Origin of the sequence: Meridianimaribacter flavus, assembly GCF_004366715.1 — a bacterium.
Lineage (GTDB): Bacteria > Bacteroidota > Bacteroidia > Flavobacteriales > Flavobacteriaceae > Gaetbulibacter_B > Gaetbulibacter_B jejuensis.
Genome location: NZ_SOQZ01000003.1, coordinates 142,196 through 158,485, shown reverse-complemented (window position 1 = coordinate 158,485; position 16,290 = coordinate 142,196). Strand labels below are relative to the sequence as shown.

General features: G+C 33.9%; 16 protein-coding genes. 9 read left to right on the top strand and 7 right to left on the bottom strand.

What is annotated here, in order from left to right; translation table 11 throughout:
* The first annotated feature begins 104 nt into the window (after positions 1–104).
* The 4 genes from secA (at position 105) to A8975_RS07800 (ending at position 6,003) form a co-directional block, all read left to right on the top strand.
* Complete coding sequence (gene secA / locus A8975_RS07815; RefSeq protein WP_134199573.1) at positions 105–3,458, top strand: preprotein translocase subunit SecA; 3,354 nt, start codon at positions 105–107, stop codon at positions 3,456–3,458.
* A gap of 145 nt (positions 3,459–3,603) precedes the next feature.
* Positions 3,604–4,587, top strand: a complete 984-nt coding sequence (locus A8975_RS07810) for an SMP-30/gluconolactonase/LRE family protein (RefSeq protein ID WP_134199571.1) — start codon at positions 3,604–3,606, stop codon at positions 4,585–4,587.
* Between the two features lie 96 nt (positions 4,588–4,683).
* Positions 4,684–5,406, top strand: coding sequence for a thioredoxin family protein (locus A8975_RS07805; RefSeq protein WP_243832960.1), 723 nt, complete (start codon positions 4,684–4,686; stop codon positions 5,404–5,406).
* Between the two features lie 108 nt (positions 5,407–5,514).
* Positions 5,515–6,003: a hypothetical protein gene (locus A8975_RS07800; RefSeq protein ID WP_134199569.1), complete on the top strand. Its 489-nt coding sequence runs from the start codon at positions 5,515–5,517 to the stop codon at positions 6,001–6,003.
* A gap of 154 nt (positions 6,004–6,157) precedes the next feature.
* Here A8975_RS07800 and A8975_RS07795 read toward each other — a convergent pair whose 3' ends face one another.
* The 4 genes from A8975_RS07795 to A8975_RS07780 all read right to left on the bottom strand — a co-directional run bounded on the left by A8975_RS07795 (position 6,158) and on the right by A8975_RS07780 (position 9,643).
* Positions 6,158–6,850 (bottom strand): peptidoglycan DD-metalloendopeptidase family protein, encoded by a 693-nt coding sequence (locus A8975_RS07795; protein WP_134199567.1) that lies wholly within the window; start codon positions 6,848–6,850, stop codon positions 6,158–6,160.
* A gap of 89 nt (positions 6,851–6,939) precedes the next feature.
* Complete coding sequence (locus tag A8975_RS07790; RefSeq protein ID WP_134199565.1) at positions 6,940–8,520, bottom strand: hypothetical protein; 1,581 nt, start codon at positions 8,518–8,520, stop codon at positions 6,940–6,942.
* An 18-nt stretch (positions 8,521–8,538) separates the two neighbouring features.
* Positions 8,539–9,111, bottom strand: coding sequence for a hypothetical protein (locus A8975_RS07785; protein ID WP_134199563.1), 573 nt, complete (start codon positions 9,109–9,111; stop codon positions 8,539–8,541).
* A complete protein-coding gene (locus A8975_RS07780) occupies positions 9,092–9,643 on the bottom strand; it encodes an RNA polymerase sigma factor (RefSeq protein WP_129761381.1) in 552 nt (183 codons plus the stop codon). The genes A8975_RS07785 and A8975_RS07780 overlap by 20 nt, the downstream gene beginning before the upstream one ends.
* Positions 9,644–9,830: 187 nt before the next feature.
* Between A8975_RS07780 and A8975_RS07775 the strand changes: the two genes are divergently transcribed.
* Complete coding sequence (locus tag A8975_RS07775) at positions 9,831–10,406, top strand: DUF2911 domain-containing protein (RefSeq protein WP_129761382.1); 576 nt, start codon at positions 9,831–9,833, stop codon at positions 10,404–10,406.
* Positions 10,407–10,423: 17 nt separating this feature from the next.
* Positions 10,424–11,500 (top strand): methylmalonyl Co-A mutase-associated GTPase MeaB, encoded by a 1,077-nt coding sequence (meaB, locus tag A8975_RS07770; protein WP_134199561.1) that lies wholly within the window; start codon positions 10,424–10,426, stop codon positions 11,498–11,500.
* Here meaB and A8975_RS07765 read toward each other — a convergent pair.
* Positions 11,495–12,436, bottom strand: a complete 942-nt coding sequence (locus A8975_RS07765) for an NAD-dependent epimerase/dehydratase family protein (protein WP_134199559.1) — start codon at positions 12,434–12,436, stop codon at positions 11,495–11,497. The two genes, meaB and A8975_RS07765, sit on opposite strands and share 6 nt — an antisense overlap.
* A gap of 101 nt (positions 12,437–12,537) precedes the next feature.
* Here A8975_RS07765 and A8975_RS07760 point away from each other — a divergent pair, with 101 nt between their 5' ends.
* Genes A8975_RS07760 through A8975_RS07750 form a run of 3 tightly spaced genes read left to right on the top strand, consistent with a single transcriptional unit; the run spans position 12,538 to position 15,501 of the window.
* The gene (locus A8975_RS07760) at positions 12,538–13,251 is read left to right on the top strand and encodes a glycosyltransferase family 2 protein (protein WP_129761385.1); all 714 of its coding nucleotides are present in this window, start codon (positions 12,538–12,540) and stop codon (positions 13,249–13,251) included.
* Positions 13,251–13,889, top strand: coding sequence for a lipid-A-disaccharide synthase N-terminal domain-containing protein (locus A8975_RS07755; protein WP_131508202.1), 639 nt, complete (start codon positions 13,251–13,253; stop codon positions 13,887–13,889). The genes A8975_RS07760 and A8975_RS07755 overlap by 1 nt, the downstream gene beginning before the upstream one ends.
* Positions 13,867–15,501, top strand: coding sequence for an ArnT family glycosyltransferase (locus A8975_RS07750; RefSeq protein WP_134199557.1), 1,635 nt, complete (start codon positions 13,867–13,869; stop codon positions 15,499–15,501). Before A8975_RS07755 ends, A8975_RS07750 begins: the two co-directional genes overlap by 23 nt.
* On the opposite strand, the gene A8975_RS07745 is transcribed toward A8975_RS07750, so the two are convergent.
* Both A8975_RS07745 and A8975_RS07740 read right to left on the bottom strand, forming a co-directional pair.
* Positions 15,491–16,060 carry a phosphatase PAP2 family protein gene (locus A8975_RS07745; protein WP_129761388.1) on the bottom strand — a complete coding sequence of 190 codons (570 nt, stop codon included), beginning with the start codon at positions 16,058–16,060 and terminating at the stop codon, positions 15,491–15,493. The genes A8975_RS07750 and A8975_RS07745 overlap by 11 nt on opposite strands.
* Positions 16,061–16,288: a hypothetical protein gene (locus A8975_RS07740; RefSeq protein ID WP_129761389.1), complete on the bottom strand. Its 228-nt coding sequence runs from the start codon at positions 16,286–16,288 to the stop codon at positions 16,061–16,063.
* Positions 16,289–16,290: the final 2 nt, after the last annotated feature.

Here is a 16,290-nt window from a genome sequence, read left to right as displayed (position 1 = left end):
ACATAACACAAACCCTATCTTTGTAAGCCTTACTAAAGCAAACCAAAGATTACAATAACAACTTAAGACCGTATTACTTCGGTCTCATAAAAAATAGACTACATATGAGTTTTTTAGATTCAGTTTTAAAAGTATTTGTAGGTGATAAATCTAAACAAGATGTAAAATCCATTACACCTATTGTTGATAAGATTAAAACCTTTGCAAGTGCTCTTGAACAATTATCACACGATGAATTAAGAGCCAAAACCGATGCTTTTAAAGCTAAAATAGCAGAAGCGAGACAACCACTTCTAGAAAAAAAGGAACAACTCCTTAAACAAGCCGAAACTACTGAAGATATTGACGAGAGAGAAGACATCTACGTTGAAGCCGATAAAATAGAAGACGACATCTACCAAGTTACTGAAGATGTACTTAACGACATACTACCTGAAGCCTTTGCTGTAGTTAAGGAAACCGCTAAGCGTTTTGTAAGCAATACTGAAATTACTGTAACTGCAAGTACGTTTGACAGAGAACTTTCAGGAAGTAAAGAATACATTACTTTAGAAGACGATAAAGCAATTTGGTCAAACTCTTGGGATGCTGCTGGCAAAGCCATCACTTGGGATATGGTACATTACGATGTACAGCTTATTGGTGGTGTAGCAATGCACCAAGGTAAAATTGCCGAAATGCAAACTGGTGAAGGTAAAACTCTTGTTGCAACCCTACCTGTTTACCTTAACGCATTAGCAGGAAAAGGTGTTCATCTAGTTACTGTAAACGACTATCTAGCAAAACGTGATAGCGCGTGGATGGCTCCAATTTTTGAGTTCCATGGTTTAAGTGTTGACTGTATAGACTATCACCAACCTAACTCAGCTGCTCGTAAAAAAGCTTACATGGCAGACATTACTTATGGTACAAACAACGAGTTTGGTTTTGATTACCTAAGAGATAATATGGCACACTCACCAGACGACTTGGTACAGCGTCCGCATCACTACGCTATTGTGGATGAGGTGGATTCGGTATTGGTTGATGATGCACGTACACCTTTAATTATTTCTGGTCCAATTCCGCAAGGAGACAGACATGAGTTTACTGAGTTAAAACCAAAAGTTGATAATATTGCTGGTGTACAACGTAAAATGCTAACTGGTGTTCTTGCCGAAGCAAAAAAATTAATTGCTGAAGGCGACACTAAAGAAGGTGGCTTCTTATTGTTGAGAGTGTACAGAGGTATGCCAAAAAACAAAGCATTAATTAAGTTTTTAAGTGAAGAAGGGATTAAACAACTCCTTCAAAAAACTGAAAACTACTACATGCAGGATAACAATAGAGAAATGCCAAAAATTGATGCTGAGCTTTACTATGTTATCGATGAAAAAAACAATCAGGTTGAATTAACTGATAAAGGTGTTGAATTCCTTTCAGGTGAAGATGATCCAAACTTTTTTGTGATGCCTGAAATAGGTGTTGAAATTGCTAAAATTGAAGCCCAAGGTCTTTCAAAAGAAGAAGAAGCTGAAGCTAAAGAAGATCTCTTTAGAGATTTTGGTGTAAAATCTGAACGTATTCATACGCTTAACCAATTACTTAAAGCGTACGCTTTGTTTGAAAAAGACATTCAATATGTTGTTATGGACAACAAAGTAATGATTGTTGATGAGCAAACAGGTCGTATTATGGATGGTCGTCGTTATAGCGACGGACTTCACCAAGCTATTGAAGCCAAAGAAAATGTAAAAATTGAAGACGCAACTCAAACTTTTGCAACGGTTACACTTCAAAATTACTTTAGAATGTACCGCAAACTTTCTGGTATGACAGGTACAGCTGTTACCGAAGCTGGTGAGTTTTGGGAAATCTATAAATTGGACGTGGTTGAAATCCCAACCAACAAACCTATTGCAAGAGATGATAGAGAAGATTTGGTTTACAAAACCAAACGTGAAAAATACAATGCTGTAATTGATGAAGTTACCGCCTTATCGCAAGCTGGTCGTCCAGTACTAATTGGTACCACATCAGTAGAAATTAGTGAGCTTTTAGGAAAAATGTTATCCATTAGAAAAGTACCTCACAATGTCCTGAATGCAAAATTGCATAAAAAGGAAGCTGATATTGTTGCTGAAGCTGGTAAAGCAGGACAAGTAACCATTGCCACCAATATGGCTGGTCGTGGTACTGACATTAAGTTAAGCGAAGACGTAAAAGCTGCTGGTGGATTAGCTATTGTTGGTACTGAGCGTCATGACTCGCGTCGTGTAGACAGACAGTTACGTGGTCGTGCAGGTCGACAAGGAGATCCAGGAAGTTCGCAATTTTACGTGTCTCTTGAAGATAACTTAATGCGTTTATTTGGTAGTGAGCGTATTGCGAAAATGATGGATAGAATGGGATTACAAGAAGGTGAAGTAATTCAGCATTCTATGATTTCAAAATCTATTGAGCGTGCTCAGAAAAAAGTAGAAGAAAACAACTTTGGTGTTCGTAAACGTTTATTAGAATATGATGACGTAATGAATGCACAACGTGAAGTGGTTTACAAACGTCGTCACCACGCATTATTTGGTGAGCGCTTAAGAGTGGATTTGGCAAACATGATTTACGATACTTCAGAAGGTATTGCACAAACCAACAAAGACGCTAACGACTTTAAAAACTTCGAGTTTGAGCTTATTAGATACTTCTCAATGAGTTCGCCAATTACTGAAGCAGAGTTTTCTAAACTTTCAACTCAAGACATTGCAGGGAAAATCTATAAAGCGGCATTTGAACATTATCGTGAAAAAATGGAGCGTAATGCAGAAATTGCATTCCCTGTAATTAAAAATGTATACGAAAACCAACGTGATAAATTTAAGCGTATCGTTGTTCCTTTTACTGATGGTGTAAAGAACTTACAAGTAGTTACCGATTTAGAAAAAGCTTACGAAACCAACGGTAAGCAACTTATCAACGATTTTGAAAAAAATATTACTTTGGCTATTGTTGATGATTCTTGGAAAACGCACTTACGTAAAATGGATGAGCTTAAACAGTCTGTACAATTAGCTGTTCATGAGCAAAAAGATCCTTTATTAATCTATAAGTTTGAAGCTTTTGAATTGTTTAAGCAAATGCTAGACCAAGTTAATAAGGATGTGATTTCATTCTTGTTTAAAGGTGAATTACCTACAGAAACGCAAAACACCATTCAGGAAGCTAGAGCTAGAAGAAAAGAAAATCTTGAAACTTCTAAAGAAGAAATTCCAAATATGGATGAGCGTTCTGCGCAAAACAGAGCTGCAGGTAACACACAACGTCAACCAGAAGTTATTGAAACTATTGTTCGTGATAAACCAAAAATTGGTCGTAACGATAAAGTCACTATAAAACACGTTATGAGTGGTGAAAATAAAACTGTAAAATACAAACAAGCAGAACCCTTAATTGCTAAAGGTGAATGGGTTTTGATTGAAGAGTAAAACCTTATAAATAGTTTATCATAGTCCTGATACATTTATGTGTCAGGACTTTTTATTTGTATAAATATAGTACAAGGGATTGCGCATTTACTAGTAATCAAAACCACGGTTTTTGAGTATTTTTATCACCAAAACAAACTTGAAAATGCAGATTAAAACCATAACAACTTCTCTACTCTTTTGTATCGCCTTATCAATAATCAGTTGTAAAGAAGCTACAACAACAGCTTTAAACACTAGTAACACATTAAAACACAAAGCTGTTTTAGAATACCAAATACGATCAAAATTAGGAGAAGGCTCGTTTTGGAACTACAACACCCAAGAACTCTATTGGGTAGATATTCAAGGTAAAACATTACATATTTACAACCCTAAAACCAAAACCAATAAAAGCTTATCTATGCCTTCCATGATTGGGACAGTTGTTCCTTCAACTCAAAGCAACAAAGCCATTACAGCTTTACAAGATGGGATTTACAGTATTGACACGAACACAGGAGATTTACAACTACTTTCAGATGTAGAACAAGCTATAACTACCAATCGTTTTAATGATGGAAAATGTGACCCAAGTGGTCGTTTTTGGGTAGGTTCTATTGCCTTTGATGAAACTCCACACGCTGCAAAACTGTATATGTTGGACAACAACCAAAATGCCATTTTAAAAAAAGATAGTGTTACTATATCCAACGGAATTGTTTGGACCAAAGACAAAACCACTATGTATTATATCGATACGCCAACAAGCGAAATAAAAGCTTACGATTATAATGATGCTACAGGAGCTATATCAAATGAACGTGTTGCAGTAAAAGTGAGTGATACACTTGGTTATCCTGACGGAATGACCATTGATGAACACGATAACCTTTGGGTTGGTTTATGGAATGGAAGTGCTGTTGGGTGCTTTAACCCTAAAACTGGTAATTTGATTACAAAAATTGAAGTTCCTGCGCTTAATGTAACATCTTGTGCCTTTGGTGGTAAAAACCTAGACACGCTTTACATTACCACAGCAACCAAAGATATGGGTACTGAACAACTAAAACAGTTTCCATTAGCTGGTTCAGTATTTAAAGCTGTTCCTGGAGTAAAAGGTGTAAAAGGACATTTTTACAAAGAGTAACTCTTTGATAATTTGTTTTTTAAAAAAAATAAACGATATTCGTTCCGCTAAATAATCATTTTTTTTAAAGACAATAACTCTAACCAAATCAAAACCATGAAAAAAACTGCCTCTATTTTAATGATGCTATTAAGCATCACGATGTCATTTGCTCAAACAGAACTTACTGATGATGACGCTGAAGCAAAGCTTCTTGTTAATAACGACAGATTAATTGTACTAGACTTTTATGCTACTTGGTGTGGACCATGTAAGCGCATGGAACCTATCATTAAAGAGTTAGAAGCAAAATATAAAGATAAAGTTGACTTTTATAAAGTTGATGTTGATAAAAACAAAGTAGATGATGCGTTAAATGTTACAGCAATGCCTACGTATTTTTTCCTTAAAAACAGCTCTAATTTAGAAGTTGTTGAAGGCGCAATGAGTAAAGCTGAAATGGAAGACTTGATTCTAAAACATATGGGTGGCGCTGTTGCTTCTAGTTCATCAAACACTATTGATCTTGACGACTTTAGTCAATCCAATATTGACAAATATTGGAACTCCTCTAACAGCTTAAACAGTTTAGCTTGGAATGCCTACGAAAATTATAGTGACATCAAAATTCTATTAAAAGCTATTAAAGCTGTAGAACGTTCAATTGAACTAGACCGAAATTCCCATAATACTGATACATACGCTGCGTTGTTATACAAAACTGGAAATTACACCAAAGCTTTAAAAATGGCAAAGGAATCTATTGACATTGCTAAATCAAGTGGAGAAAACTATCAAATAACCACTGAACTTATTGAAAAAATTATTGATGAGATGTAAAGCTTAAAGGCCATTCATTAAACATATAACTTATCAAAAGCTTAACCTTTTTTATAAAAATAGTCGACCTTCGTTTAACTGTCCATATCTTTATTATTTGTAAAACATTTGAAAAAAGCGTTCCAAATACTAATTATTGTAATGATTTCAGTTTCTTGTTCCAATTCAAAAAAAGGAATTATAACTGAAAACAGAACTCTTTATGTGTTCGACTTTGATTCTCTAAAAAGAACAGAAAACTACAAACTGACAATTGAAATTAGAGATACTATAACCAAATACAAATATCAAAATTTGACTGACGAAAGTAAAAATATGGATGTGTTTTACATTCCGAAAACTAAAATATTAAAATTTGCAATGTGGAAATACATTCCAAAAAATAGCGAGAATTTTAAAGGACTTTCGCTTTCCAAAACTGAATTCGTGAATTACGAAATGCAAGAACCAGAAACCGACGGAACTGGACCTATTTTGTTCAATCCTGAATACGGCATTTTAGGAATTGGCAATGTAATGGCGCCGAATTTTGTTTATTTAAAAAATCAATCGGATTCAAAAATTTTAGATAATATAATTGAAAAATTAACTGAATAAAAAAACGTTTTACAACACCGTGTATAATTAATGGCTAGTTCGAGCTTGCTTACGAAAATCCTCGCGGATTTTCTATTCGGTTTGTATTTGCTAAATTAGGTGCTTAAACACGCCAGTAATCATACACAAACCGTTAAACGAACCCTTCAAAAAATTACTCCAGTTTCAACAACACATTTGGGTTTGGGCAATTACTTAAATAATACTCTAAATCTTGTTTTGAGCTTACTCCTGGATAATCACCTAGATACTCACCAATATCTTTTATAATTTGAAAATGCAAGTGCGGAGGATAATCGCCATTTACGGTAGCATCGCCAAGTGTTGCTAATTGTTCTCCTTGTTTAAACTGTTGTCCTACACTTAACTGTTCAATTGACGTAGTACTTAAATGTCCATATAAAGTATAAAAAACCTTTCCATCGATGGCGTGTTTTAAAATGATAGTTGGTCCATAATCTCCAAAATTGGTGTTGTTTTTAAAACTATGCACTACTCCATCTAAAGGCGAAAGAATTTCTGTACCAGCAGCAATCCAAAGGTCAATTCCTAAATGAATGTTGCGTTCGGTTAGTGGATTTTGTTCGTTAAAATGTGTACTACGCTGGTAAATGTTTCGCACTTCGTTATAACCTCCAAAGGCAACCAACCCATTATGCTTGCTTATATGCGTATTGACAAATGCTTCAAGCTTTGAAGATGAAGATACATCAACCGATTGCAGTAAGGTATTGTGTTTAGAAAGATCTAAAGGAATGTACTGTGAATTTGAAATTGAAGCATCTAGTACTCGAAGTGGTTTTGTACTAATGCGTTCTAAAAAATCGTGGAATGTGTTTGAGGGCATTTCAAAAAAATATTTCTATAAAAATACACTTTTTTGAAACGTATAGCCTTTATTCAACTGTAAGATTTCTGTTCATACAGAAAGCTTGATTATTGCATTATAACATGGCTAAATTTAGCATTAACCACAATTGTTTTATTACTATTTGGACTATTGGTAGAAAACGACGATGTATTTTTAGCATCTTGCTTTTCTGGATGAGTAAAACGTGTTCGATCTCCTTTATACTGCAAGTTGAATGCTGTTTTTGGTAAACTTATAAGCGCATCGCTATTTTCTAACACCAAATTGATATTATTAAACGAATCGTTGATTTTTGAAATGGTTAAATCTCCAAAACTACCATCAATAATTGCATTGCCATTTAAATTGTCGAGACTAATGTTTGATGAGTTAGAATTTAATACAATTCTGTTTACTTGCTTTACATGTGCTTTATCCACATAATTTAGTTTTAACTCACCTTGACTCCAAGTGTCAATTAACACAGGTGAATAAGATACATTGATGGAAGTCTCGCTTCCATCAATGTGATTTGCTACTAATGTAGAGTGTGAAATATCTGCTCTTAAGTTTTTAATAACCGAAGTAAACTTCAACTCACCATGTCTTACGTTTAGGTTTAGTTTAGCATCTTTAGGCATTTTTATTTTAATGGTCTTTTTTACCTTACCACTTCTTGCCTCAAGTGTTCTAGACAGTTCAACACGACGCTTTTCGTTGCGTTCCATACGCTCTTCAAGACGTTCAGCTAAATGAGCTTGTCTTTCAGCGTGAGCTTTTTGGCGCTCTTCAAAACGTTTTGCAATTTCTGCACTACGCTCTTCCATTTGTTTAGCACGTTCTTCCATTTGCTTACCGTGTTTTGCTTCCCACTCTTCCATACGTTTAGCATACTCTTTTCCCCATTGTTTGTCAAACTTCTTGCTCCACTCTTTTAGTTTCACTTCATAATCTTCACCAAACTGCTTACCATACTCTTCTCCCCATTTTTGCATTTCCTTTTCGTAGTTATCAAAATCAACTTTAGAAAATTCTTTTGCCCAAGCTTTCATTTTATCCTTGTACTCTTTTCCATACTTTTCCTCATACTCTTTACTCCATTTTTCAAGGTATTTTTCACCATCTTTTTTGTAGGCTTCGGTATCAAAATGTACTGAATGAATCCCTTTTGGTAATTCAGGTAATTTTGGAAGCTTAGGAAGTTTTGGCAATTCCATTTCTGGCATTTCAGGTAGCTCAGGTATTTCGGGTAACTCTGGCATTTCAGGTAATTCAGCCAATTCAAATTCAAGCTCTCGTAAGGCATCAAATTCGAAATTGTTGTCAAACTCAAATTCAAACCCTTCCATGTTAAAGTTTCCCCATACATTTCGGCTTCCTTTAGAGCTTATACTTACATTTTTTCCTGAACCTTCAACGCTTATATTCCAGTTTTCAAGTGCTTTTTTAAGCTCTTCCTTTGAAAGTTTATCGCTTTCTATATATGCTTCAACCTCAACAAGATCTTTATTCCATGTATCGATTTCAATTTGCACATAGCTAGTGTTTAAATCTATGGTAACGTCTTTATCTACTTTTATAGATTGAGATATTTTATTTAACTGTTGCTGTGCAGTAACACTAATGGTAGCACACAACATAAACAACATTAATTGTATTGTTTTCATTTGTTCGTTTTTATTGCTTTAAGCATTATCCTGACTCATTTCTGAGTCGTTTAAATCTTTTAACTGTTCTTTTAAGCGATACAATAAATTAAGTCTTAATTTTAAGTTATCTATCAAGGCACTTACAGTAAGCTCGTTTGGTCCATTTTCGGTTAGTTCAACCGAAAGTCTATCGTACTCTTTATTGAGTTCTTCAAGACGTAGCACGTAGCTATCAAACAATTCTTTATTTTCTGAAGTGAGCTTTACGTTGGATAATTCTAAGTTAATATTAGCCAGATAGTAGTCTTCAACCTTTTTTAAATCGGGTGAAATATCACCAAGCGACTTTAAATTGGATACCACTTCTTCCTTACCATTTAAAGGCTCAATTGGAGGTACATTATAAAATTTATATGCTCCAAAACCCATCCCAATAAGAATAACAACACTTGCCGCTATTTGCATTATACTGAAACGTTTTTTGATTGTTTTTTGCGGTTGTGCGTCATCTAGCTTCTTTAAAAAACGGGCTTCATGTCCTTTAGGCATTTTTTGATTGGAAACCTTTGGTTCGTCTTTAAAGAGTTCTCTAATATCTTGTTGTGCCATTACTTGTTAGTGTTAACAGTTCTTTTAATTTTACTTTTCCTCTAGACAGTTGCGTTCGAGAAGCGACTTCGCTAATACTTAAAATTTCAGATATTTCCTGATGGTCGTATCCTTCAACCAAATACAGCATAACTACGTATTTATACTTTTCTGGCAGCTTTTTTATAGCTTCTTTTACTTCGTCTAGTGTTATTGTATCTTCAACAAACCAGTTGTCATCATTATCATCAACTACCTTTAGGTGCACCTCTTCCAACTGCAACAAATGCTGTTTTTTGGATTTAAGTAAATCGATACTTTTATTGATAACAATACGTTTTAACCAAGCTCCAAAAGTAACCTCTGCTTTGTATTGATGTAGTTTAGCAAAAGCTTTTATAAAGGCTTCCTGAACGATATCTTCAGCTTCCATAGAGTCCTTTACAAATCGCATTGCCACAGCATACATACCATCACAATACTGATTGTAAATTTGTAGTTGTGCAGCACGATTATTTTGCTTGCATTTTTCAATAATTTCAACTTGAAACATGCGTTAGTTGATCTTTTGGTTATTGGTTTAGTTCTCTATAAAGACGATACAAAACATACAGTGTTGCAAAATTTACCTCTTTTTTTTAAAATGACACCAAATTATTATAAATGAACGTTAAATAGATAGTCTTTAGTTGTTTTTGATATATCTTTAGCACTTAATTTTAAAATTCGAATTTTTAGGTATGAACACGTTTTTAAAACGAATCCTTATTGTTTTAACTTTAGTCGCTGTAGGACTATTTTTATACTCTTATTTTGTTGAAAATATTTTTTCTAAACGCTTGAGTCCAAAAGATAATGTAGAATACAAACTCAACGATTTACAAGTTGAAGTGTTTTACAACAGACCTTCAAAAAAAGGAAGGGAAATTTTTGGCGGACTTGTACCTTATAACCAAGTATGGCGAACAGGAGCCAATGAAGCGACAACTTTTGAAACCAACAAATCGCTTTATGTAAAAGGAATTGCTATACCTAAAGGCATTTACACGCTTTGGACAGTACCAAAAGACAGCTCTTGGCAAGTCATTTTTAATAAAAAACTATATCCATGGGGAGTTGATGAGCAAATGAAGCCAATGAGAGAACCTCAACACGATATACTTGAAATTGAAGTTCCTACTGAAGAGCTCAACACTACTGTTGAACAATTTACCATTGGTTTTGATAATACTACAGGTGACCTTCACCTTACAATGGCTTGGGATAAAACAAAAATTGCCGTACCTTTAACTGTAATCAAAGATTCAATTGAATAAAGGTAAGACATTATAACTTGGCTAAGAACACTAAATCATCGTCTGCTTTACACGAAAAGAAAGGAGTTTCAGAGTCTGAAATTACAAACAAGGATTCTATTGAAACCATAAAAAAGCGAAGGCGTCATCAACCTTCTGCCGAAGCATTGGCTCAAGGTATTATAAAAGGTGACATTACGTATTTAAGCAGAGCCATAACTTTGGTAGAGAGCTCTAACCCTTTACATTTAGAAAAAGCCAATACTATTATAAAACACTGTTTGCCTTATGCCAACAAATCAGTAAGAATAGGTATAACAGGAGTTCCTGGAGTTGGTAAAAGCACGTTTATTGAAGCTTTTGGTTCGCAACTCACAACAAATGGTAAAAAAGTAGCTGTTTTGGCAGTTGACCCTAGTAGTAGCTTAACCAAAGGCAGCATTTTGGGAGACAAAACTCGAATGGAAGATTTGGTAAAAGACCCAAATGCTTTTATACGACCTTCTCCTTCTGGTTCCTCGTTAGGTGGTGTTGCCAGAAAAACTAGAGAAACTATTATTTTATGTGAAGCAGCAGGTTTTGACACCATTATTATTGAAACGGTTGGTGTTGGTCAAAGTGAAACTGCTGTTCATAGTATGGTAGACTTTTTTCTACTGTTAAAACTTGCAGGAGCTGGTGATGAACTTCAAGGTATTAAACGTGGTATTATTGAAATGGCAGATACCATTGTTATTAATAAAGCAGATGGAGACAACCTAAAAGCTGCTAAAATTGCCAAAGTAGAATTTAATAGAGCATTGCATTTATATCCTGCTAAAGCTTCTGGTTGGCAACCAAAAGTCACACTATGTAGTGCTTTACAACAAGAAGGTATTGACACTATTTGGGATATTATAAATGACTATGTTGAAGCAACCCAAAAGAACAATTATTTTGAACATCATAGAAACGAACAAAATAAATTTTGGCTACTACAAACAATTGAAGACCGTTTAAAATCTGATTTCTTTGGAGATTCAAAAATAAAAGAAGCACTCAAATCTCAGCTTGAACTTATAGAAAATGGTAAAACCACTCCATTTGCTGCTGCAGAATATATATTGAGTTTATGAAAAATTGGCTTTAAACCATTCTACTTGAGCTTTTACAGCTTCTAACAATGTAGTTTGCGGATTGTAGTTCAACAACTTTCTTGCTTTATCGATATTTGCTTTAGTACGCAATTGGTCTCCAGGACGCTTAGGGATGACATTAATTTTTATAGACTTACCTAAAACAGCTTCAACAGCTTCAATACCTTCTTGAGTGGTGTGTTCTACCTCAGTTCCTAGATTAATGATTTCACCATTGACCTTATCTTCATTACCAATTACACTCACTACACCATCTACAATGTCGCCTACGTAAGTAAAACTTCTAAGGTGTTTATCACTGCCTTCATACAACGGAAACGCTTCGTCCTTCAACCCTAAATCTATGAGTTTTGTGTACATTTTTTCAGGACGCTCTCTTGGACCAATAACAGAATACAACCTTAATGAGCATGATTTTAATTGCTTTTCTCTACTTTTTTGAAGTACTAACTGCTCAGCAGCTAATTTAGTAACACCATAGTGAGATGCTGGTTTTGGCGCAATACTTTCAGGGAAAGTCGCTTCTAAACCATAAATTGAAGAGGTTCCAATATTTACAAATAATTTAAGGTTGTTACACTGTAAAGCGTAATCCATTAAATTTTTAGTCGCTATTATATTATTGCTAAAATAGTCTTCAAACGTAGAAGTTGATGAAATACCTGGTTGAGCAGCATAGTGAAAAATATAGTCGATGTCTTTAGGTAACACTTCAGCAAGGTCAGAATCTCTTAAATCTTTTTTCAAGATTGAAATGCCTTTTTGGGTTAAAGCATCAGCATTTAATTGCTTTAATTCCAGACTGTAATAATCATTAAAATTATCAATTCCTAAAACATCATGCCCTAAAGCTTTAAGTCTTTCAGCTGTGTGAGAGCCAATAAAACCGACAGCTCCTGTAACAAGTATTTTCATTTTATTAGTTTAGAGATTGCAAATTAACAATTATTCCATTAAAAAGAATAATTTCAGTTTAGTTAAAAAACAATACTTTTGTAGCAACTAACTTTTAACAGATGAATTACAAATTCACTATCATAGTTCCTGTTTATAATGAAGAAGATAATTTAGAGAGAGTTGAAAAGGAACTACTAGCTTACACGAAAATCGCTTCCTTACCTACAAAAATTTTATTTGTAAATGATGGCTCAAAAGATAGCAGTCAGCAACTTATTGAAGATATTTGCAATAGAAACGCTGCTTTCAACTACATTTTGTTTGAAGCTAATAGAGGTTTAAGTGCTGCTATAAAAGCTGGGTTTGATTATGCTGACACTGAACTTGTAGGTTATATAGATTCTGATTTACAAACTGCTCCTGAAGATTTTAATTTACTTTTAAAACATATTGACACTTACGATTTAGTAACTGGTGTAAGAGCAGACCGAAAAGATAGTTTTGTAAAAAACATGTCGTCTAAAATTGCTAATGGTATTAGAAGAGCTTTTACCAAAGACGGAATGGATGATACTGGTTGTCCTTTAAAAGTTATTAAAACCGAATATGCTAAGCGTATTCCTATGTTTAAGGGTTTACATCGTTTTTTACCAGCAATGATATTATTGCAAAACGGTAAGGTTACCCAAATTCCTGTACGTCATTTTCCAAGAATTGCTGGTACTGCAAAATTTGGTTTATGGAACCGATTACTTGGACCACTTATGGATTGTTTTGCTTACTTATGGATGAAAAAAAAGTACATCAACTATACAGTTTCTAAACAAGGTTAATGAACGATTGGTTGATATATTGCATAGGTTTTATCGCTCAGATTTTATTCTCTTCGCGCTTAATAATACAATGGATAACTTCTGAGAAACACCAAAAAGTAATAACTCCAACCTTATTTTGGACCTTAAGCTTAATTGCCTCTTTTTTACTCTTTATATATGGCTACCTTAGAGATGATTTTGCCATTATGCTAGGACAAGGGTTAACCTATTTTATTTATATACGCAATTTGCAATTACAAGGCGAATGGGAGAAATTCCCAAGAGTAATGCAATACATTTTACTTGGTGCTCCTACTCTAATTGCCATATATTACTTTAACAACAATGTTATTGATAGAGATGTTTTATTCAAAAATGAAGCTATTCCAACCTGGTTGTTAACCTTAGGTATTGTATCTCAAATTATTTTCACGTTTAGGTTTATTTACCAATGGATTTATTCTGAACGCAAAAAGCAATCGTCTCTTCCTTTTGGATTTTGGATGTTGAGCTTAATAGGTTCTTTGCTAATTCTTATTTATGCCGTTTACAGAAGAGATCCTGTGTTATTTATAGGTCATGGTCTTGGTTTAATGATCTATGCCAGAAATTTATTCTTAATAAAAAAATCAAATGCTAAAGAAACTACAGCATAACCCTATACTTACCATAACAATTCTTGTCCTAATAATGTTAGCGTTTGGTGTGCAATATCTTTCAGTAAGCATTATGGAAGCACGTAATTTTATCACTGCCAGAGAAATGCTAACAGATGGTAATTGGCTCCTTACAACCATGAATGGTGAAGCCAGATATGAAAAGCCTCCTTTACCAACTTGGTTAGTTGCTTTTTTTGGGATGATTTTTGGAATAAAAAACCTACTAGCTATTCGCTTTCCTGCTATTATATTTATAGCAATCACAGGTGTTTTTACCTACTTACTTTCTAATAAACTTTTAAATAATAAAAACCACAGTTTAATTAATGCTTTAATTGTAGTGACTTCCTTTTATGTTATTGGAATTAGTATTGAAGCTCCATGGGATATTTTTACTCATGGGTTTATGTTAATGGCTATTTATTTTCTATTTCAATACTTACAAGGCACTCCAAACAATTTCAAAGCAATTCTTTTAGCTGGTTTGTTTTTAGGATGCTCAATACTTTGTAAAGGTCCAGTTTCTTTTTATGCCTTATTACTGCCTTTTTTAATTGCTTATGGAATGGCTTTTAAATTCACTGCTATAAAAAAACAGATATTACCATTATTAGCTTTTTTAATCATTGGACTCATAGTTGGCGGTTGGTGGTACTTGTATGTAAGAGTTAACGATCCTGCAACCTTTACTGCGATTGCTGAACGAGAAACAGGAAATTGGTCTAGTTACAATATAAGACCATTTTACTATTACTGGAGCTTTTTTACACAAAGCGGAATTTGGACTACCCCTGCTTTTATTAGCTTATTATATCCCTATTTAAAGCGAAGAGTGAGTAATACTAAAGCCTATAGGTTTAGTTTTATTTGGACCATTGCTGCTGTTATTTTGCTTTCATTAATTCCTGAGAAAAAATCAAGATACCTAATGCCTGTTTTAATTCCTTTAGCTATTAACACTGGTTTTTATATTGAATATCTCATAAGATGCTTTAAAGGTTTAAAGGACAAGCGCGAAACTATACCTGTGTATTTTAATTTTGGACTTATAGCCTTAATTGGTTTAGCGTTTCCTATTGTAGGTTATTTATTTTTAGGCGAAAAGCTTTCGGGTTATATGTTTCCTTTTGCCATAGCTTCCATAACCTTAGTTTTATTAAGTGTACTAATTTTTGTTCAGTTGAAACTAAAAAACATGGAAAAGGTATTTTACCTCACTATTTTCTTTTTTGCTGCATTATTAATATCTGGTTTACCGCTTTCAACAGCTTTAATAGACAATAATTACAAACCTATTTCAAACTTAAAAGAAGACACTAAAAAAGAAGCTATAAACGTGTATGGTTTTAATTATATCTCACCTGAAATGATTTGGCAGTTTGGTGATAAAATCCCAAATATAACTCAAGAAGATGGCACAATAAATTTTCCTGACGAACCAGTGTTTGGGATGCTTGCTAATGGTATAAGCCCTGAACATCAAGAACTCTTACTCGCTAAATACCACATTGAAAAAGTTGCTACTTATGACCTCAACACTTCAGCTAAAGACAGTAAAAGTTATAGAGGACGATTGGTAAACACCTATTATATTCTTACTAAGAAGTAAAGCGTTTAGCTAAGTACTTATTGAGTTTATAAAACCCAAAACCTGATAGCGCGCCAAAAATCATTCCGCAGAAAATATCCAACGGAAAATGCACTCCTATATACACTCTACTGTAAGCCATTGCTGCTGCCCAAAATAGCATTAAAAAGATAAGATACTTGTATTTATGTTTTAACATTAAACCTGTAAATACAGCTACAGCCATTGAGTTAGAGGCATGACCTGAGAAAAAACCATATCTACCACCACAAGAAGGTTTTACCAATCGCATTAATGAATTTACGGTCTCGTCATGGCAAGGTCTAAAACGTTCAAAGCCATATTTAAATAAGTTGGTAACTTGGTCAGTAAAAGACACCATAAGTGCTACAACCAAAATAGTTATTAAAAACGTTTTTCGATCGTGGTTTTTAAACATTAAGTATAGTAAAATGGCATAAAGAGGAATCCAGTAAAATTTTGTGGTATAAAACATCCAAAATCCATCCCAAGACTCAACGCCTAAATTGTTTAAAAACAGGAATAATTCTTTATCGTATTCTATTAATTGGTCTATCATCTAATCGTTGTATTGTTCTATTTCGCTATCGTAAAAATCGGTAGCTGCCTGAATTAAGTTTTCAATTTCAGACTCTAATTCTCTTTGATCGTGTTCATCAAATTCTTCTAACCATTCTACCTCATCATTTTCTAAATTAATAATAAACCTAGGAAAATCGGTATGAATAATATATATAGCATTAGGAAATTGGGTATTGTCTCCAAGTATAAATTTAGGCAGTTCCATAA